The organism is Ferrovibrio sp. GW821-FHT12B10, assembly GCF_058807515.1.
Map to the genome: position 1 here is coordinate 1,613,933 of NZ_JBXAQT010000001.1, position 17,183 is coordinate 1,631,115.

The window sequence follows — 17,183 nt, forward strand, 5'->3', positions numbered from 1 at the left end:
CCATGTCCGATAACAGCTTCGGCCGGCTCTTCCGCGTCACCACCTGGGGCGAAAGCCACGGGCCGGCGCTGGGCTGTGTCATCGACGGCGCGCCGCCGCGCATCGCGCTGACCGAAGCCGATATCCAGGACTGGATGGACAAGCGCAAGCCGGGCACGTCGCGCTTCGTCACCCAGCGCCGCGAACCGGATGCCGTGAAGATTCTGTCCGGGACATTTGAAGGTCAGACCACCGGTACGCCGATCATGCTGTTCATCGACAATGTCGACCAGCGCAGCAAGGACTACGGCGAGATCATGGACAAATTCCGTCCCGGCCACGCCGACTACACCTACTGGAGCAAATACGGCATCCGCGACTATCGCGGCGGCGGGCGCAGCTCGGCGCGCGAGACGGCTGCCCGCGTAGCCGCCGGCGCGGTGGCGCGCCAGGTGCTGAAGACGCTGATCGGCCCGCAGGTGCAGATCCGCGGCGCGCTGGTGCAGATCGGCGAGAAGAAGATCGACGGCTCGACCTGGAGCTGGGACAGCGTGACGCAGAATCCCTTCTGGTGCCCTGATCCGAAAGTGGCGCTGGAGTGGGAAGATTATCTCGATGAGATTCGCAAGGCGGGCTCATCCGTTGGCGCCGTTGTGGAACTGCGCGCCAGCGGCATTCCCGCGGGCCTGGGCGAGCCGATCTACGGCAAGCTGGATGCCGATCTCGCCGCCAACATGATGAGCATCAACGCCGTAAAGGGCGTGGAAATCGGCGCGGGCTTCGCCGCCGCCGCACTCTCGGGCGAGGCCAATGCCGACGAGATGCGGCTGAAGGATGGCAAGGCGGAGTTCCAGTCGAACCAGGCCGGCGGCATCCTCGGCGGCATCTCGACCGGCCAGGAGATCGTGGTGCGCTTCGCCGTGAAGCCGACCTCATCCATCCTCAGCCCGCGCGCCACGGTGGATCGCTTTGGCACCGAGACCGAGATCGCCACCAAGGGCCGCCATGACCCTTGTGTCGGCATCCGTGCCGTGCCGGTTGGCGAAGCCATGCTGGCGCTCACGCTGGCCGACCACCTGCTGCGCCATCGCGGCCAGGTCGGTGGCTTCAAGGACGGCTTCGACAAGCGCTAGACAACGCTTTCGTTTGCTGCTTTCCAGCAATATCGAAGATTGTCATGGCCGGACTGGTTCCGGCCATCCACGTCATTATCGACCTGCGGATGGGTCTGGATCATCATCTGGGCATGCATGGCACTCTCCCGAGAAGAAGCTGTTACGCCGCCTCAACCCGGGGCCGGTGCTTTTGTTCCGTTAGCCTGAAGCGGCCGACCAGCTGTGACAGCATCTGGGCCTGACCGGCCAGAGATTCCGCCGCCGCCGATGTTTCCTCCACCAGCGCACCGTTGCGCTGCGTCATCTCATCCATCGTCGCCACCGCGGTATTGATCTGCTCCAGCCCGGTTGACTGCTCGCGGCTGGCCCCGGCGATCTCGGCCACGATGGCGGAGACCTTCTTCACGGCCGTCACAATCTCGGCCAGCGCCGTGCCGGTTTGCTGCACCAGGTCGGCGCCGCTTTTCACCTGGGTATTGGACAGCCCGATCAGCGCCTTGATGTCCTTCGATGCGTTGGCCGAACGCTGCGCCAGCGCACGCACCTCCTGTGCCACGATGGAGAAGCCTTTTCCGGCCTCGCCGGCCCGGGCTGCCTCCACCGATGCGTTGAGCGCCAGCAGGTTGGTCTGGAAGGCGATCTCGTCAATCAGGCCGACGATATCGTTGATCTTGCGGGCGCTCTCCTCGATCCGCTGGGTTGCCGCCACTGCCTGCTCGACGATATGGCTGCCCTGGTCAGCGGCCTGCGATGCACCGGCGGATAGCTGGCTGGCCGCCTGGGCGCTGTCCGAATTCTGTTTCACCGTGGTGGTGAGCTGATGCATTGAGGCGGCCGTCTCCTCCAGGCTCGCGGCCTGGGATTCGGTGCGCTTGGCCAGATCCTTGCTGCCCTCCGATATCTCTTCCGATGCGCTGGAAACCGTGCGCGCGCTGTCGGCGATCTGGCGCATCGTCGCCGTCAGTTCCGCGCCGGTGCGATTGACTGCATCCTTAAGCGTACCGAAAACACCCTTATAGTCCCCCTCGACCGTATGGGTCAGGTCGCCATCCGACATGTGATGCATCACGCTGCCAACCTCACCCAGCGCGCCATCCACCACCGATACCAGCCGGTTGACCCCTTCACCCAACGTGCGCATCACGCCATCCAGGGCGGCCGCGTCGATACGCCGACTCAGATCTCCGGCCGCCGCCGCTTCCACCACCTGTCCCACGGCACGGTCGAGCAGAGCTTCCTGTGCCGCGCGCTCTTCCTCATGGCGCTTGCGTTCATCGCGCTGCTGCTGCTCCAGCATCCGTTTCTCCATGGCCTGCTGCTTGAACACCTCCAGCGCATTCGCCAACCGGCCGATCTCGTCCTCGCGCTCGCGATCCGCGATCTGAATCTCCAGTTCTCCTGCTGTCAGGCACCGCACCACGCCGGCCAGTCCCGCCACCGGGATTGCGATGGCGCGTCGCAACAGCATGCTGAGCAAGCCGAACAGCAGCAGGATCACGATGCCGATGCCCAGCTCGACCCAGCGCTGACTATTGAGCGCCCGCTGCAGCGTGGTCAGCTCGTAAGCCAGTAGGCTGACGCCGACAACGGTGCCGCTGAAATCCTGCATCGGCGCCATGCGCAAGGCGTAACCCACGCCGCTCAGCTCCACATCGGGCAAGCGCTCTGGGCTGCTCAGCCCGCGCTGCAGCACCGCGTCACTAGGCATGTAGTTGTCGGGCAGCGACGAACCGAAGGCGGTGAAACGGCCGTCGCGCTGGACATAGAGTGCTGCCGGCGCGCCGGTCGCCCTGGTGAAGGCCTGGAAAAACGGCGCACCGAAGGTAACGCCGAATTCCAGCGCACCGACGATTTTCTGCCCGGCCTGCACCGGCACGGCCCCGCGGATGCTCAGCCCTGTCGCCGCCTGTTCGATGCCGGCGCCGGCCCTACCCTCGCGCAACGCCTGCGCGATCAGGCGGCGGTTGGCGGTCGCATCACCCGATTGCTGCGGAGCATGCACGCGATAGAAGGAGACGCCTTCGGGCGCATGGAAGTGGAACTGCTCAATGCCGTATCCCTGCCGCAACGCGCCAAAGCCATCTTCGAAATGCTTGCGCAGCCCATCTTTGTCTTTCTCCGCCATCAGGCGGACGACCTCCGCGTTGCTAACCACCAGCGCGGCCAGTGTTTGCGCCCGCATTGCATTCTGCGCGATCTCGGCATCCATGCGGCCCTGAAGCTGTTCCAGCGCGCTCTGCTCCGTCTCGCCGAACAGGCGCTGCACGAACCAGTCATTGGTGGCCGTGACGGCCGTGACAGCGGCCAGGGCCATCCCGCAGACCAGCAGTGTAATCTTCCAGCCGATGGATAAGCGACGCCACATCTGCTCTCTCCCGGTTTGCCTGCCTTAATCGCCGCAGTCTGACTCGGCAAGGTGGATTCCAGAACAGGATTCGGCATGCTGGGACAAGTTGCCATGCTTGCGGAAGCATCGATGGCAGCGCAGAATAACGCAGTATGCGCATACAGTGAGAAACGCCAAGAGGATGCCGTCATGAGCAAACAGAAAAACAAATCCGGGAAAGCCTTGCCTAAGAAGGCCGCATCGAAGCCGCATGCGCTGAAGATTCCGGTGCCGGCACGCGAAAAGCTTGATCCGGCGACCCAGGCCTATTTCGCCAAATGCGACGAGAAGATCGGCTTCGTGCCCAACGTGCTGCTCAGCTACAGCTTCGACCAGAAGAAGCTGCGCGGCTTCACCGAGATGTACAACGAGCTGATGCTGGGTGAGAGCGGCCTGACCAAGCTCGAGCGCGAGATGATCGCCGTGGTGGTCAGCAGCATCAATCACTGTTTCTATTGCCTCACCGCCCATGGCGCCGCCGTGCGCCAGATTTCCGGCGATCCCAAGCTGGGCGAACTGATGGTGATGAACTACCGCGCCGCCGACCTGAAGCCGAAGATCCGCGCGGCCCTGGATTTCGCCGCCAAGCTGACCGAGACGCCGGCCAAGATCGTGGAGGCCGACCGCGAGGCGCTGCGCAAGGCGGGCTGGAGCGACAAGGACATCTGGGACATCGCGGCAACCGCGAGCTTCTTCAACATGAGCAACCGCATGGCGGCCGCCATCGAGATGCAGCCCAACGACGAATATCACGCCGCCTTCCGGTGACTGTTACATGCAAAGCGCCCTCGCCGCCTTCATCGCCCTGATCCGCCGCACCGAGCTGCCGCTGCTGGCCGTCTTTGGTGTGGCGGCGGCAATGGTGCTCGGCTTCATCGCCCTGGCCGACGAGATGCTGGAAGGCGAGACCCATGCCATCGACCGCGCGCTGCTGCTGAGCTTGCGCAACCCGGCCGATCTCTCCGATCCGCTCGGGCCGCCATGGTTCGAGGAGATGGTGCGCGACGTGACGGCATTCGGCAGCACCGGGCCGCTGGTCTTCATCGGGCTGACGGCATTCTGGTGGCTGCTCATGCTGCGCAAATACCGCACCGGCCTGTTCCTGGCGCTGGCGCTGGGTGGTGGGCAGCTGCTGTCGAGCCTGCTGAAATTCGGCTTTGACCGCACGCGCCCCGATCTCGTGCCGCATGGCATGCGTGTCTATACCGAAAGCTTCCCGAGCGGCCATGCCATGATGGCCGCCGTCACCTATCTCACGCTGGCCGCCCTGCTGGCGCGCAGCGTGATCTCGCGCCGGCAGCAACTGTTCCTGATCGGGATGGCCATCGCGCTCACGGTGCTGGTGGGCGCAAGCCGCGTCTATCTCGGCGTGCACTGGCCCACCGACGTGCTCGGTGGGTGGATCGCCGGCAGCGCCTGGGCCGCGCTCTGCTGGCTGCTGGCGCGCCTGCTGCAGCGGCGTGGTGAAATCGAAAAGCCGGGTGAGAGCGAGACGACTGGACAGCCCTGAAAATGGCCCGTCATAACGCCGCTTGACCTGCCCCTGCGGCAAGCCGAGAGTGGGCCAACCCTGATTCGAGGCCCGCTTGTCCTCTCCCGACTCCGTCACTGATTCCGCCCGGATGCTCGATGTCACCCGCCTGCAGGTGCTGGTGGTCGACGATCTGAAGCTGATGCGCGACATGGCCTCGGCCATGCTGCGTACCGCCGGCATCAGCCGCATCGCGCTGGCCGAACATGGCGCCGAGGCGCTGGACGCCCTGGATGTCATGACCCAGGCCGGCACCCATTGCGACCTGGTGCTGCTCGATCTCAACATGCCGGTGATGGATGGCATTGAGGTGCTGCGGCATCTGGCCGATCGCGGCTTCCCCGGCCAGATCGCGCTGTTCAGCGGCGAGGCCAGCCGCGTGCTGCGCACCGCCGAGGCACTGGCGCGCGCGCATCGCCTCAACATTCTCGGCGTGCTGGAAAAGCCGCTGACGCGCGGCAGCATCACCGCCCTGCTCAGTCGCATGCGCGAAGGCGATGCGCGCATCCCCGGCCGCCCCGACGCGCCCTTCACCGAGGAAGAGCTGCTGGATGCGATCCGGCTGGGCCAGATCGAGATCGCCGTGCAGCCGAAAGTGCGCATGGATACGCGCCAGCCGGTTGGCGTGGAATCTCTGGCGCGCTGGCGCCATCCGCAGCGCGGCATGATCGGCGCCGGGCAGTTCATTCCGCTGGCCGAGAATGGCGCCGCCGCCGAGCCGTTGTTCTACAGCGTGCTCGCGCAGGCGCTGCGCGCCGCCGCCCGTTGGCGCGCCGATGGCTTGCGCCTGCAGATGGCGGTGAATCTTTCCACGGCCAATCTCACCAGACTTGATCTGCCGCAGCGCATCGAGGCGGCGGCGGCCGAGAATGGACTGCAGCCCGCCGACATCATGCTGGAAGTCACCGAAAGCCGACTGATTGAAGATCAGACGGCCGCGCTCGAGGTGCTGACGCGCCTGCGGCTGAAGGGCTTCAACCTCGCCATCGACGATTTCGGCACCGGTTATTCCTCGCTGGAGCAGCTGCAGCGTTTCCCGTTCGAGGAAATGAAGATCGACCGCCAGTTCGTGGCGCTGGCGTCGGAAGACAACGCGGCGCGCGCCATCGTGTCCTCCAGCGTCCGCCTGGCCAAGAAGCTGGGCATGATCACGGTGGCCGAGGGGATCGAGACCCAGAGTGACTGGGACTGCGCCGCCGCCGAGGGCTGCGATATCGGCCAGGGCTATTTTGTCTCCCTGCCGCTGCTGCCCGAGGACCTGCCGAAATGGATCGGCGGCTGGCTCAGCCGCTGACTGGGCGCTGACTGGGCGCTGAGTCTTCGTGATCGGCCGTGCCGGCCGGTCAGCCGCCGATTCGGGCGGCCAGTGTAACCTGCTCACAATCTGACCAGAAATGAGACTGCCTGTGTTCCAGGCGCAACAGTCTGAAACTATTCGCTGTTGCACAATGAAGCCTCGGCTAAGAATCTGTCGTGTACAGACAGATTCTGACTCACAAAGTTGTGCAACCCATTGAAATCAAAGGTGCGACATTCTGTGCCGCATTTTCCTCTTGCACTGCACCCGGCTCCGCGATACATATTGCAACGCAACAAGCTTCCGGTTTGTTGCATGCCCTTCTCGGGCGTTTCCTCCCTAGACTTGGGCCGCATTTCGATGCGGCCCCTTTTTTTGCCCAAAATCGATCAGACCGGCGGCCCAGGACTGCGTCCTGTATACGGCGGGGTTATCGAGCCGATAGTGTCTTGGCCCGCGGTTTATCCACCGGATGGGTGACAGCCCTCCGGCTACGGATGGTAACGCGGTCGAACAATCCCGGTTCCGCCCCGCTTTGGATTGCAGAAAAACGCGCGCGCCGACTTAAGAGTCGACTTAAGAGTCGTGGGCAGCCGAGGCGGCCGGCGGCGGCACGGCCAGCACCTTGTCGATGCGACGGCCGTCCATGTCCATCACCTCGAAGCGCCAGCCTTCCCATTCCACCATGTCGCCGGCCTCGGGCAGGCGCCCGAACCGCGCCAGCAGGAATCCGGCCACCGTGTGGTGATCGTCTTCCTCGGGCAGATTGAGCTTCAGCCGTTCGGCCATGTCCTCGCGCGCGAGCAGGCCGTCGAGCAGCCATGATCCATCCGCACGCTGGACCAGTCCGGGCGCAACCTCGCCATCGCCGAGCGCGAAATTGCCGGCGATGTTTTCAAGGATGTCATTGGCGGTGACCACGCCTTCCAGGCTGCCGAATTCATCGACCACGAAGGCCATGCCGCTTGGCGACTTCTGCAGCAGCGACAGCGCATCGAGCAGGTCGGCGCTTTCATGCAGCGCCGGCACCGGCCGCACCAGCGAATTGATGCTCTGGCGCGCCAGCTCGTCGCGACCGCCATCGAGCAGGATGTTCAACACATCCTTCACGCTGACGCTGCCCAGCGGTTCGTCGATCGAGCCGCGCGCCGCCGGCAGCAGCAGATGCGTGGTTTCGCGCAAGCGCAGCAGCAGTTCCTCATGCGGTTCGGACAGATCGAGCCAGTCGAGATCGTGGCGCGGCGTCATCACGCTGCGCACCGTGCGATCGCCCAGCTTCATCACCGCAGCGATCATCAGGCGCTCGGCCGGCTCCACCGTGCCGGCGGATTCGGCTTCCGCCACCAGATGCTTGATCTCTTCTTCCGTCACCGCATCGGTGTTGCTGCGGCCGCCGCCGATGATGCGCAGCAAAATCTGCGACGACACATCGAGCAGTGAGACGATGGGGCTGAAGATTGTGGCCACCGCGCTGAGCAGCGGCGATACGGCTGCCGCGATGGCTTCGGGGTTCTTCAGCGCGAGCTGCTTGGGCACCAGCTCGCCGATGATCAGGGACAGATAGGTGACGGCGCCGACAACCACGCCGAATGCGGCCGGATTGGCGATCGCCATGTCGATGCCGAAGCGTTCGACCAGCCAGACCGAGAGCCGCTCGGCCAGCGTCGCGCCGGAATAGGCGCCGGCGAGAATGCCGACCAGCGTGATGCCGGTCTGCACGGCAGAGAGGAAGCGACCCGGTTCGGCGGCCAGCGTCAGCGCGATACGCGCGCCGCGGCTGCCGCGCTTCTTCTTGCGCGCCATCGCCTCCAGGCGCGGCTTGCGCGCCGAGACGACGGCAAGCTCCGACATGGCCAGCAGGCCGTTCAGCAGGATCAGGGCAATGATCAGCAGCAGTTCAAGCGCGAGCGACATGACCGCCCTGCTGTCGGGTATATGGGAATTTTATGAAAGCGGCGGCGGCAACACAGAGACTGCAGCGGCCGGCTTGGGGCGTGACGCCCACGCTAGGTCGGTCTGGCATAGCGCCGGCAATATACGGGATGTGTCGCGGCCCGGCTAGGCCCCTGAAGGAACAGAACCGGGCCGCATGACGACGTTAACGGCGCGCATTCGTCGCGCCGTTCGATGGTCAATGCTGGACGACGGCCTTCTTGCGCGATGCGCGCTTGGGCTTCGGCGGCGCTGGCGGCTTGCCGATCGCCAGGATGGCGGCGCGCTGCTCTTCCGCCTGGGCCTCGGCCTCGCGATCAAGCTCGCTCGGCTCGCCATCGCTCTGCGCCGCTTCCTTGGCCAGACGCATGGCGCGCAGGCGCTCGACCTTGTCGGCGGTCGCCTTGTATTCCTTTTCCTGCTCCTTCACCGCCTGCTCGGCGGCGCGTTCGCGCTCGGAGATTTTCTGAAAACGCTGTTCGGCGCGATTGCGCGCCTCCTCACTGCTGGGACGGGTCGACATCGGCTGCTCCCTGAGAAACCTGCATGAAAAAAACTGTCCAGACCGATCATCGCCATGATGAACCGGCGGCGGCTGTGATCCGCGTCCGGTGGACAGGGCGGGAAGTGGCAAGAGCCACAGGCGAAGGACCGTGGGCACGAGGCCTTTATCAGGTCCAGAAATCAGGCGTATCAGAACGCACCGGCGCCCGGATGGTTCCGGGCGTCTTATCTATATGGTGTCGGAACGGCGCGAATTCAACCCTGCTGATCAAAGCCAGGTTGATCACTGGGGCCGGATCAGCGCCCAAGCAAACCATCCAGCGTCTGCTGCAGGGCGGCGCGGCTGAATGGCGGCCGTTCCGACAGCATGGCAGGCGCGCCCAGCACCCGGTTCTGCGCATCGGTGCGAAACCGCAGGCCCCAATAGCCGAGCAGGCTATCGCCCGGCATGCCATAGCGGTAATCGCGCGCCTCGATCACCAGGCCGCCAGGATTATCCGCGGCAGCATCGGCAGTCAGACGCCAATGCAGCCTGCCATCGGCAAACCAGCGGAAGACCGTGGCCTCGCGCGTCGCCTGCACGGCGGCCAGCGCATCGTTGCGATCCGGCCGCGGCACACGCTGCCAGCCGATCGGCTGCGCCGCGAAGGGCGAGGCAAAACCGATCAAGATCTCGTCGGGCAGATCAGCGACGATGCGCCGCCACCAGGGCTGCAGCAGCATCGGATAGGCATCGATGCGCGCCGTCGCCGCCGTCGGCTGCTGCAGGCGCAGCTCGTCGCGGGCACGCTGCTCCATATGCAGGCCGATGCCCCAGGCCATGGTGGTGTAGAGCCCGACATAGATCAGCGCGAGCTGGGCCGCGCGCTGCGCCGTCACCGCTTTCGCGCGTGTGATCAGGCTGAACAGAAACACCGCCAGCAGCGGCAGCGTGTACAGCGGATCGATGATCGGCATTGCGTTGACGGCGAAACGCACGGTGCTGAACGGGGCCAGCAGCTGCGTGCCATAGGCGGTGAACAGGTCGATCAGCGGATGCGTGACGGCGCTGAGCGCGCCCAGCCACATCCAGCTGCGGCGACGGCCGCTGTCAGTATTGATATCGGCCACCTTGCGGCGCAGCGTTTCCGCTTTCCACATCATCCAGCCGATAGCGGCGCCATAGACCAGCGTGGCGGGAAAGGAATGGCTGACGGCGCGATGATACTGCCAGACATCGGTCACCATCGTCTGGCCGAACAGGCTCGACAGCACGTCCAGATCAGGCAGCGTGCCGATCAGGCCGCCAGCAGCGACCGCGCGACGGCCCAGGCGCATGCGGAAACCGGCACCAGCGACAACGCCGCCAAACAGAAGCTGCGTGACGCTATCCATGAGCCATGGCCATTCAGGATTTCCGGAACACGACGGTGAGGTTGTTGGCCGGCATATCGACGATGCGGTCGAGGTGGAAGCCGCTGCGCTGTGCCAGCGGCTGCACCTCGGTGTCCAGGCAGCGCACGCCCCAGCGCGGATCACGCCGCTTCAGGTCGTCATCGAAGGCGGCGTTGGACGGCGCAGTGTGCGCGCCATCGCGGCGGAAGGGCCCGTAAAGCAGCAACGGCGCGCCGCTGGCCATGATCTGCGACGCGCCCGCGAACAGCGCCTCGGCTGCGGCCCAGGGCGCGATATGGATCATGTTGCAGCAGAGCAGCGCATCGCAGGCGGTGAGCGGCCAGGGGTGCCGTGTCACATCCAGATGCAGGGCCGGGCGAATGTTGGCTGCGCCCCCCGTCGCTATTGCGTCTTGCGCATGGGCGTCGATGCCGGGCAGCGCCTCGGCGCTGTAATCGCTTGGCTGCCAGAGCAGCGGCTTGAGTTGCGGCGCCATCCAGGCGGCATGCTCGCCGCTGCCGCTGGCGATCTCGAGCAACACGCCTTGCTTCGGCAGCAGATCGCGCAGCACGGCCAGGATGGCCTCGCGGTTGCGCAAGGTCGCCGGCGCGTGGCGCCGCGGGTCAGGCTCGGAGGATGGAGAACCAGTCATGCCGGGCACAGTATGGTGCAGCCGGATGAAAGGAAACCGGCAGGCGAACCCGCCGGCCTTCACGATCTGCGGAAGCTTAAAGCTCCGCCGCGTCGCCGTCCTGCTGGGCGATCTTGGGCTTGGCCTTGTGCGAGCGCTTGGGCGCCGGCGGTTCGGCGGCGCGTTCGGCCTTCAGGCGCTCGGCCGTGTCGCGGTCCATGGCTTCGCGGGCGAGCCGTAGCTCGCGCAGACGCGACACCTTGTCCTGGGTGGCCTGACGCTGCGCTTCCTGCTGGCGCTCGGTTTCCGCCGCGAGCTGCTCGCGCAGACGCAGTTTTTCCTGCCGCACATCCGCCCGCAGCCGCGCCTCATCGGCCATAGTCTGTTTTGTCACTGAGAACTCCTGTCCGGCCGCCAGCCTGTGCTGCGCGTGCCGCGTATTCGGGCATTATACCGCATTTCCCGCTGTAAAGCGGCGGTAATTCCCCCGAAAAGACGGCTGAATCCGTCGTTTTGCCGCCGATTCTACGTTGAATCTTGCGTGATGGCCCGCACAGGTCGGCGGCTTTGCCAGCGCAGCGCTCATGTGGCGATTGACGGCTCCGCCACCGTCGGCTTAAATTCCGGCCATGACCACGTGCGCCCACCAGTATTATTGGTTTACGACCTCCCATAAGGGCGGCGCGCTGGTTATTGTCTGAACCACTGCAGCCGCCAGGTCGGCGGCTTTGCATGTTCAAACGGGTCTCCGGCCTTACGGCCGCATCCACACAGGATGAACGGAGACCGTCATGTCGATCCAAACCACCATTCAATCAGTCAACAGGCTCGAAGCTGTAAGCGGGCTTGAACCGGCGGCCCTGCCGCAACTGCGCCTGCAGAAATCCCATCTGGCCGAAGGCGTCTCGCTGTCCGAACTGCTGGTGCTCGGCGGCCTAGCCGCCAACCGCGACGATGCGCGCCGGCTGATCGCGCGCGAGGAAGTGCGCATCGAGGGCCGTATCATCGATAATGCGATGGAACGCGTGCGCCTGACCGAAGGCGCGCTGCGGCTGACCGCTGCAGGCAGCCAGATTCTTTTACAGGCGGTGTAAGATCAGCCTTCTGCAGCCACGATATCGTCAAGTGCAGCGGCCGGTGCGGCTTCAGCCGCCTTGGGCTTGCGCTGCCGCTTCGGCTTGGCGGCTTTTTCGGCCTTGCGCAAGGCAGCCGCTTCGCGCTGCGTCGCCTCGTGGGCCAGACGCAGCTCGCGCAGGCGCGCCATCTTGGCGACGCTGGCGCTGCGCGCTTCCTGCTGGAATTTCTCGGAGTCGGCGGCCGCCTTCTGAAGCTGGCGCTGGCGATCCTGATGCGCGGACGAGCGCTGCAGCGTTTCGGCTGCGGTAAGACCTGCTGTCATGTCGGAAGACCCTCTGCGGTGCGCCCAAGAAGACACCTTGGGAAAAGGCGCAGCGGGCCGCGGGCGGCACCATATAGCATTCCGGCGGCCAACGGTGAGTTATTCCGCAGGCCGCCAGAACGACATTTAATCCGCTAAAACGTGATCTGACATGGCTTCAGGCCAAAGCCCGGAACCGGGTCACGGGCCCAGGTCACTGCCCAAGTCACGGCATCGTCAACTGCTGGGCGCAGGCGCTGGCCACGCCGGTATCCGCCGTGTCGCGGCCCGGCATGATGGCGAACTTATCGGCCAGGTCGCGACGCACGGCCCAGCTCAGGTTTGCGGTATCGGGCGTGTCGGCGCGCGCATTGAAAGCACAGATTCGCGCCTGCTGTTCAACAGCGCTGGCAGTGCTCTGGCGGTCGGCATAACTGCGCGTCACCTGCCAGCCCATGTAATTCGAAAACAGCGGCCCGGCGATCAGGCCGACAGCCAGCATCATCGCCGGCAGCTTGTAGGTGTCCCATTGATCGCCAAGGCGATCCTGCCAGGTAGGCTTTCGGTCAAGGGCAATGGTCATGATGGAATCTCCTTCACCGCCATGCCGTCGCGGCTGCTGTGAGGATCAACGGCATCGCCGGCACTGCGATGCGGCCTGTAGGAGAACGGCGGCGTTACAGATGGCGCGCTGTAACTGCGAGCGCCTGCACCTGCTGCCGGAATGTGGCCGCAGCCAGACCGGCGCTGCGCAGCATGGCCTGCATGGCTTCGTCGACCAGCAGACCATGGAGCGGCAAGTCGCCGGCCTGACCGTCTTCGATCAACGCCCGCCCAACTGATACGCGACAGGGGACCAAAGAAACCGGGGCAGCCTCGCCGTGCGTAACCAGCAGCGGCAACGCCAGCCCGGATGGGTCATGTTACTTGGCGACCGCGGCGCTGCCCTGCTGGGCCGGCGCCGGGGTGCCGGCATCGGGCTGAACGGTCTTCGCGCCGCCATTGGCCTGGACCGGACCCTGGCTCTGCTGGGCTTCGGCCTTCTTGGCGTCGGTCACCTTCTGGTCGAGCGCGGCGAATTTGTTCTGGGGCTGGTTTGCGGTCTGCGTCATGAAAATCACGCTTTCTATTGGCAGGAATATGCCAGACCGCTGATATGGGTATTACTTGATATTTATTCCACCCATAAATAAATAATACTTTGATTTATTTGAATTTATTGAAGATCAAACATTCAAGGCCCTGCATTTCCTCAGTATTATTTATTCATTACTTGATGATCGCGCATGAATATTTGCGATGACGAGCGCAGGCTTGTCCTGCAAGTTGAAATGTACTATATATGTTCCCATCCGCGAAGCCGTCGATTACAAATTCCCGAAGCCGGATTTGACGGAATTCGACAGCTACAGCATCAGATTCGACGCCTACAGCACCGGTTTCGCCGTTTAGCGCCAGATAAGCGCGGATAAGAGGTGAATAAGATCGGATAAGCCCTGAATAAGGGCAGATAAGCATCGGATCAGACGAAATAGCGCCGCGTAACACCGTAATCCGTGTTCGGCGCTTTACCTTGCGGCCCGCGGCTTTGTATCGTGCCCGCCTGCCGGATTTCTCAAGCCGGCCAAGAATAATTTTCCTGGGAGGGAAACAGGCGGTGTCATCGGCAGCCGTTGCTTCTGAGTCTTCTTATATGCAGGCCCCTGCCGGCCAGGCGGCCGATGTGCGGCTGTCGCAGCTGGCCATCACCTTCCAGCTCAACACCGGCGAGCAGCATAAGGCTGTCACCACCATCGACCTGTCCGTCGCGCCGGGCGAATTCGTCGCCATCGTCGGCCCCACCGGCTGCGGCAAGTCCACGCTGCTCAATGCCGCCGCCGGCCTGCTGAAGCCCTCGGCCGGCACCGTGCAGATTCAGGGCGAGGCGCTCAGCGGCCTGAATGCCAAGGCCGGCTACCTGTTCCAGTCCGATGCGCTGATGCCGTGGAAGACCGCGATCGACAATGTCGCCGTGGCGCTGGAGCCGCAGGGCGTGCCGCGCGCAGAAGCATTGATGCGCGCAAAGGACTGGCTCGGCCGCGTCGGCCTGAAAAGCTTTGCGCAGCGCTATCCGCATATGCTGTCGGGCGGCCAGCGCAAGCGCGTGGCGCTGGCGCAGATGCTGATCCGCGATCCGCAGATCCTTCTCATGGACGAGCCCTTCGGCCCGCTGGATGCGCAGACGCGCCAGATCATGGGCAACCTGCTGCTCGACCTGTGGGCCGCCAACAAGAAGGCGGTGATGTTCGTCACCCACGATCTGGAAGAGGCGATTGCGCTGGCCGATCGCGTGGTGGTGATGTCGGCCGGCCCTGCAGCAACGATTGTCGGTGACTTCAAAATCACCCTGCCGCGCCCGCGCGACATTGCCGAAATCCGTACTGAAGCCGCCTTCCACGAGATTCACAAGGCGATCTGGTCAAGTTTGCGCGGCGAAGTGCAGAAGGCCTATGCCCAGGAAGAAGAACGCGCCCGCCTGGAGGATGGCCAATGAACCGCGTCACGCTCGTCGCCCTGCAGGTTCTGGTCGGCATCGCCTTCCTGGTGATCTGGCATCTGCTCACCACCGTACCGATGGCCAACGGCAAGCCGCTGTTCGCGCCTTTCTTCTTCTCCACGCCGCTGGATGTGCTGGCGCGCACCTGGAAGGATTTCGCCTCGGGCGAGATCTGGCGTCATCTCGGCATCACGCTGCTGGAAACCGTGCTGGCCTTCGCCACCGGCGCTGGCGGCGGCATCGTTATCGGCTTTGCCTTCGCGAGGCGCGAGTTGCTGGCCGCCGTCTTCGATCCTTACGTGAAGGCCGCCAATGCGCTGCCCCGCGTGGTGCTGGCGCCGATCTTCGCGCTATGGTTTGGCCTTGGCATCTGGTCGAAGGTGGCGCTGGGCTTCAGCCTCGTCTTCTTCATCGTTTTCTTCAACGTCTATCAAGGCGTCAAGGAAGTCAGCCCCACCGTGCTGGCCAATGCGCGCATGCTGGGCATGAACGAGCGGCAACTGCTGCGCCATGTCTACTGGCCCGCCGCGCTAACCTGGATGTTCTCCTCGCTCCATACCAGCGTCGGCTTTGCGCTGGTCGGTGCGGTGGTGGGCGAATATCTCGGCTCGTCCGCCGGGCTGGGCTACAAGATCCACGAGGCCGAAAGCGTCTTCGACGTGACCGGCGTCTTCTCGGGCATGCTGATCCTGATGATCTTTGTGATCATCATCGATACCTGCGTCACTTTTATCGAAAACCGGCTGCTGGTCTGGCGGCCCGACACGGCGGCGAAGACCGCTTAAACATATAATCAGGAGGAAACGACCCATGATGATCAAGATTGCATTCGCAGCGCTGGCCGCACTCGGCCTCATGACCGGAAGTGCCATGGCGCAGGTGGAAAAGCCGAAGCTGGAACTCGGCGTCGGCGGCAAGCCGCTGCTGTATTACCTGCCGCTGACCATTGCCGAGACCAAGGGCTATTTCAAAGCCGAGGGCCTCGATGTCACCATCAATGACTTTGGCGGCGGCGCCAAGTCGCTGCAGTCGCTGATGGGCGGCAGCGTCGATGTCGTCACCGGCGCCTATGAGCACACCATCCGCATGCAGGCCAAGAACCAGCCGCTGCAGGCCGTGATCGAACTCGGCCGCTTCCCTGGCATCGTGCTGATGGTGAAGAACGAGCTGAAGGACAAGGTGAAGACCCCGGCCGACCTGAAGGGCCTGAAGATCGGCGTCACCGCGCCGGGCAGCTCGACCAACTTCTTCGTCAACTACCTGATCGCCAAGGCTGGCGGCAATCCCAAGGACACCGCTTATATCGGCGTCGGCGGCGGTGCGGGCGCCGTGGCCGCGATGATGAAGGGTGAGATCGACGGCATGTCGAACCTCGATCCCGTTATCTCCAAGCTGGAAGCCGACAAGCTGGGCTTCGTGCTGGCCGACAGCCGCACCGAAGCCGGCACCAAGGCGATCTTCGGCGGTTCGAACCCAGCCGCCGTGCTGTATCTGAAGCCTGAATTCGCCGAGAAGAATCCCAAAACCACCCAGGCGCTGGTCAACGCCTTGGCCAAGGCGCTGGACTTCATCGCCACGGCCAAGCCCGAGGATATCGCGGGTGCCGTACCGGAAGCCTATTACCTGGGCGACAAGCCGCTGTACCTGCAGGCGGTGAAGGCGTCGATGGAAACCTATTCGCGCACCGGCATCATCTCGGCCGACGGCATGAAAAGTGCCCATGACATGCTGAAGCAGTTCGATCCCGAAATCGCCGAGGCCAAGATCGACCTGTCCAAGACCTTCACCGACAAGTATGTGAAGGCGGTGAAGAAGTAACTGTCATATTCGCGCAGCAGTCGCGCATCGCGGTTTGACAGCATCACTTTTTGGCGGCCGGGGCGAAAAACCCCGGCCGTTTTCTTTTTTTGAAAACAGGCTGGGTTATACTCCCGCACATGGACTTTCTCGAGACCCTCACCGACCTGCATACGGAAAGCCGCCGTTTCCTCCGCTTGTGGGAAACTTGGCGCGCCGGCCGGCGCCTGCCCGAGCGCGGCGACATCGACTGGGCGGCGCTCGGGCCCTTGCGCGACAGCGCCATGCTGGTGGAAGTGCGCGGCCGCGATAGCATCCGCATCACCTATGCCGGTGACCGCATCGCGCAATACTGCGGTTTCGATCCGACCGGCTACAATTACCTCGATTTCACCATGCCGGAAAACCGCAGCTGGCGCGCGCACCTGACTCTGGCGCAGCTCGCCCAACCCTGCGGCTACAGCCTGTATTACACGCTGCGCTTCGGCGACGGCCGCATCCTGCCGCTGGAATGCATCGGCGCGCCGCTCAATCTGGACGGCCGCGAGGAAACCGGCCTGATCCTGTCCAGCGCCGTGCCGCTGGTGCAGATGACCCCCGTCGGGCCGGCCGATCCCGACACCTACATGATCGGCGAGGGCATGCGCTTCATCGATATCGGCTTCGGCGTCCCAAAAATGACCCCGGCCGCGATCCAGCATGGCGCACCGCTGCAGTAGCGGT

The 17,183-nt window shown here is 64.1% G+C and carries 19 protein-coding genes; 10 read left to right on the forward strand and 9 right to left on the reverse strand.

The window, feature by feature from the left end; translation table 11 throughout:
* Nucleotides 1-2 precede the first annotated feature (2 nt).
* The gene (aroC, locus tag AC1RRT_RS08165; RefSeq protein ID WP_493013283.1) at nucleotides 3-1,112 is read left to right on the forward strand and encodes a chorismate synthase; all 1,110 of its coding nucleotides are present in this window, start codon (nucleotides 3-5) and stop codon (nucleotides 1,110-1,112) included.
* Nucleotides 1,113-1,254: 142 nt separating this feature from the next.
* Here aroC and AC1RRT_RS08170 read toward each other — a convergent pair whose 3' ends face one another.
* Complete coding sequence (locus AC1RRT_RS08170) at nucleotides 1,255-3,459, reverse strand: methyl-accepting chemotaxis protein (protein WP_493013284.1); 2,205 nt, start codon at nucleotides 3,457-3,459, stop codon at nucleotides 1,255-1,257.
* A 171-nt stretch (nucleotides 3,460-3,630) separates the two neighbouring features.
* Here AC1RRT_RS08170 and AC1RRT_RS08175 point away from each other — a divergent pair, with 171 nt between their 5' ends.
* The 3 genes from AC1RRT_RS08175 to AC1RRT_RS08185 all read left to right on the forward strand — a co-directional run bounded on the left by AC1RRT_RS08175 (nucleotide 3,631) and on the right by AC1RRT_RS08185 (nucleotide 6,305).
* A complete protein-coding gene (locus AC1RRT_RS08175; RefSeq protein ID WP_493013285.1) occupies nucleotides 3,631-4,248 on the forward strand; it encodes a peroxidase-related enzyme in 618 nt (205 codons plus the stop codon).
* 7 nt (nucleotides 4,249-4,255) lie between these two features.
* Complete coding sequence (locus tag AC1RRT_RS08180; protein WP_493013286.1) at nucleotides 4,256-4,990, forward strand: phosphatase PAP2 family protein; 735 nt, start codon at nucleotides 4,256-4,258, stop codon at nucleotides 4,988-4,990.
* Between the two features lie 112 nt (nucleotides 4,991-5,102).
* Nucleotides 5,103-6,305 carry an EAL domain-containing response regulator gene (locus tag AC1RRT_RS08185; protein WP_493013287.1) on the forward strand — a complete coding sequence of 401 codons (1,203 nt, stop codon included), beginning with the start codon at nucleotides 5,103-5,105 and terminating at the stop codon, nucleotides 6,303-6,305.
* A 579-nt stretch (nucleotides 6,306-6,884) separates the two neighbouring features.
* Here the strand turns inward: AC1RRT_RS08185 and AC1RRT_RS08190 are convergent.
* From AC1RRT_RS08190 to AC1RRT_RS08210, 5 genes are all read right to left on the reverse strand, one after another.
* Nucleotides 6,885-8,222: a hemolysin family protein gene (locus AC1RRT_RS08190; protein ID WP_493013288.1), complete on the reverse strand. Its 1,338-nt coding sequence runs from the start codon at nucleotides 8,220-8,222 to the stop codon at nucleotides 6,885-6,887.
* Between the two features lie 217 nt (nucleotides 8,223-8,439).
* Nucleotides 8,440-8,763: a hypothetical protein gene (locus AC1RRT_RS08195; RefSeq protein WP_493013289.1), complete on the reverse strand. Its 324-nt coding sequence runs from the start codon at nucleotides 8,761-8,763 to the stop codon at nucleotides 8,440-8,442.
* Nucleotides 8,764-9,041: 278 nt separating this feature from the next.
* Nucleotides 9,042-10,118: a metal-dependent hydrolase gene (locus AC1RRT_RS08200; RefSeq protein ID WP_493013290.1), complete on the reverse strand. Its 1,077-nt coding sequence runs from the start codon at nucleotides 10,116-10,118 to the stop codon at nucleotides 9,042-9,044.
* Between the two features lie 13 nt (nucleotides 10,119-10,131).
* Nucleotides 10,132-10,770, reverse strand: a complete 639-nt coding sequence (locus AC1RRT_RS08205) for a DUF938 domain-containing protein (protein WP_493013291.1) — start codon at nucleotides 10,768-10,770, stop codon at nucleotides 10,132-10,134.
* Between the two features lie 76 nt (nucleotides 10,771-10,846).
* Entirely contained in the window at nucleotides 10,847-11,143 is a 297-nt protein-coding gene (locus AC1RRT_RS08210) for a hypothetical protein (protein WP_493013292.1), read from the reverse strand.
* Between the two features lie 397 nt (nucleotides 11,144-11,540).
* Between AC1RRT_RS08210 and AC1RRT_RS08215 the strand changes: the two genes are divergently transcribed.
* Entirely contained in the window at nucleotides 11,541-11,843 is a 303-nt protein-coding gene (locus AC1RRT_RS08215; protein ID WP_493013293.1) for a hypothetical protein, read from the forward strand.
* A gap of 2 nt (nucleotides 11,844-11,845) precedes the next feature.
* Here AC1RRT_RS08215 and AC1RRT_RS08220 read toward each other — a convergent pair whose 3' ends face one another.
* Nucleotides 11,846-12,148 carry a hypothetical protein gene (locus AC1RRT_RS08220; RefSeq protein WP_493013294.1) on the reverse strand — a complete coding sequence of 101 codons (303 nt, stop codon included), beginning with the start codon at nucleotides 12,146-12,148 and terminating at the stop codon, nucleotides 11,846-11,848.
* A gap of 205 nt (nucleotides 12,149-12,353) precedes the next feature.
* Nucleotides 12,354-12,710: a hypothetical protein gene (locus tag AC1RRT_RS08225; protein WP_493013295.1), complete on the reverse strand. Its 357-nt coding sequence runs from the start codon at nucleotides 12,708-12,710 to the stop codon at nucleotides 12,354-12,356.
* Between the two features lie 100 nt (nucleotides 12,711-12,810).
* Between AC1RRT_RS08225 and AC1RRT_RS08230 the strand changes: the two genes are divergently transcribed.
* Entirely contained in the window at nucleotides 12,811-12,969 is a 159-nt protein-coding gene (locus AC1RRT_RS08230; protein WP_493013296.1) for a hypothetical protein, read from the forward strand.
* Between the two features lie 81 nt (nucleotides 12,970-13,050).
* Here AC1RRT_RS08230 and AC1RRT_RS08235 read toward each other — a convergent pair whose 3' ends face one another.
* Nucleotides 13,051-13,239: a hypothetical protein gene (locus AC1RRT_RS08235; RefSeq protein WP_493013297.1), complete on the reverse strand. Its 189-nt coding sequence runs from the start codon at nucleotides 13,237-13,239 to the stop codon at nucleotides 13,051-13,053.
* 581 nt (nucleotides 13,240-13,820) lie between these two features.
* Here AC1RRT_RS08235 and AC1RRT_RS08240 point away from each other — a divergent pair.
* The 4 genes from AC1RRT_RS08240 to AC1RRT_RS08255 all read left to right on the forward strand — a co-directional run bounded on the left by AC1RRT_RS08240 (nucleotide 13,821) and on the right by AC1RRT_RS08255 (nucleotide 17,179).
* A complete protein-coding gene (locus AC1RRT_RS08240; protein WP_493013298.1) occupies nucleotides 13,821-14,660 on the forward strand; it encodes an ABC transporter ATP-binding protein in 840 nt (279 codons plus the stop codon).
* Nucleotides 14,657-15,448: an ABC transporter permease gene (locus AC1RRT_RS08245; protein WP_493013299.1), complete on the forward strand. Its 792-nt coding sequence runs from the start codon at nucleotides 14,657-14,659 to the stop codon at nucleotides 15,446-15,448. The genes AC1RRT_RS08240 and AC1RRT_RS08245 overlap by 4 nt, the downstream gene beginning before the upstream one ends.
* Before the next feature lie 25 nt (nucleotides 15,449-15,473).
* Entirely contained in the window at nucleotides 15,474-16,481 is a 1,008-nt protein-coding gene (locus tag AC1RRT_RS08250; RefSeq protein WP_493013300.1) for an ABC transporter substrate-binding protein, read from the forward strand.
* A 119-nt stretch (nucleotides 16,482-16,600) separates the two neighbouring features.
* Complete coding sequence (locus AC1RRT_RS08255; protein WP_493013301.1) at nucleotides 16,601-17,179, forward strand: PAS domain-containing protein; 579 nt, start codon at nucleotides 16,601-16,603, stop codon at nucleotides 17,177-17,179.
* The last annotated feature ends 4 nt before the right edge of the window (nucleotides 17,180-17,183 follow it).

Coding starts and splice junctions, on each gene's coding strand:
- AC1RRT_RS08205 (WP_493013291.1), bottom strand. CDS start 10,770: ATGACTGGTTCTCCATCCTCCGAGCCTGACCCGCGGCGCCACGCGCCG.
- AC1RRT_RS08255 (WP_493013301.1), top strand. CDS start 16,601: ATGGACTTTCTCGAGACCCTCACCGACCTGCATACGGAAAGCCGCCGT.
- AC1RRT_RS08195 (WP_493013289.1), bottom strand. CDS start 8,763: ATGTCGACCCGTCCCAGCAGTGAGGAGGCGCGCAATCGCGCCGAACAG.
- AC1RRT_RS08225 (WP_493013295.1), bottom strand. CDS start 12,710: ATGACCATTGCCCTTGACCGAAAGCCTACCTGGCAGGATCGCCTTGGC.
- AC1RRT_RS08190 (WP_493013288.1), bottom strand. CDS start 8,222: ATGTCGCTCGCGCTTGAACTGCTGCTGATCATTGCCCTGATCCTGCTG.
- AC1RRT_RS08240 (WP_493013298.1), top strand. CDS start 13,821: ATGCAGGCCCCTGCCGGCCAGGCGGCCGATGTGCGGCTGTCGCAGCTG.
- AC1RRT_RS08245 (WP_493013299.1), top strand. CDS start 14,657: ATGAACCGCGTCACGCTCGTCGCCCTGCAGGTTCTGGTCGGCATCGCC.
- AC1RRT_RS08250 (WP_493013300.1), top strand. CDS start 15,474: ATGATGATCAAGATTGCATTCGCAGCGCTGGCCGCACTCGGCCTCATG.
- AC1RRT_RS08175 (WP_493013285.1), top strand. CDS start 3,631: ATGAGCAAACAGAAAAACAAATCCGGGAAAGCCTTGCCTAAGAAGGCC.
- AC1RRT_RS08185 (WP_493013287.1), top strand. CDS start 5,103: ATGCTCGATGTCACCCGCCTGCAGGTGCTGGTGGTCGACGATCTGAAG.
- AC1RRT_RS08200 (WP_493013290.1), bottom strand. CDS start 10,118: ATGGATAGCGTCACGCAGCTTCTGTTTGGCGGCGTTGTCGCTGGTGCC.
- AC1RRT_RS08180 (WP_493013286.1), top strand. CDS start 4,256: ATGCAAAGCGCCCTCGCCGCCTTCATCGCCCTGATCCGCCGCACCGAG.
- AC1RRT_RS08235 (WP_493013297.1), bottom strand. CDS start 13,239: ATGACGCAGACCGCAAACCAGCCCCAGAACAAATTCGCCGCGCTCGAC.
- aroC (WP_493013283.1), top strand. CDS start 3: ATGTCCGATAACAGCTTCGGCCGGCTCTTCCGCGTCACCACCTGGGGC.
- AC1RRT_RS08170 (WP_493013284.1), bottom strand. CDS start 3,459: ATGTGGCGTCGCTTATCCATCGGCTGGAAGATTACACTGCTGGTCTGC.
- AC1RRT_RS08220 (WP_493013294.1), bottom strand. CDS start 12,148: ATGACAGCAGGTCTTACCGCAGCCGAAACGCTGCAGCGCTCGTCCGCG.
- AC1RRT_RS08215 (WP_493013293.1), top strand. CDS start 11,541: ATGTCGATCCAAACCACCATTCAATCAGTCAACAGGCTCGAAGCTGTA.
- AC1RRT_RS08230 (WP_493013296.1), top strand. CDS start 12,811: ATGGCGCGCTGTAACTGCGAGCGCCTGCACCTGCTGCCGGAATGTGGC.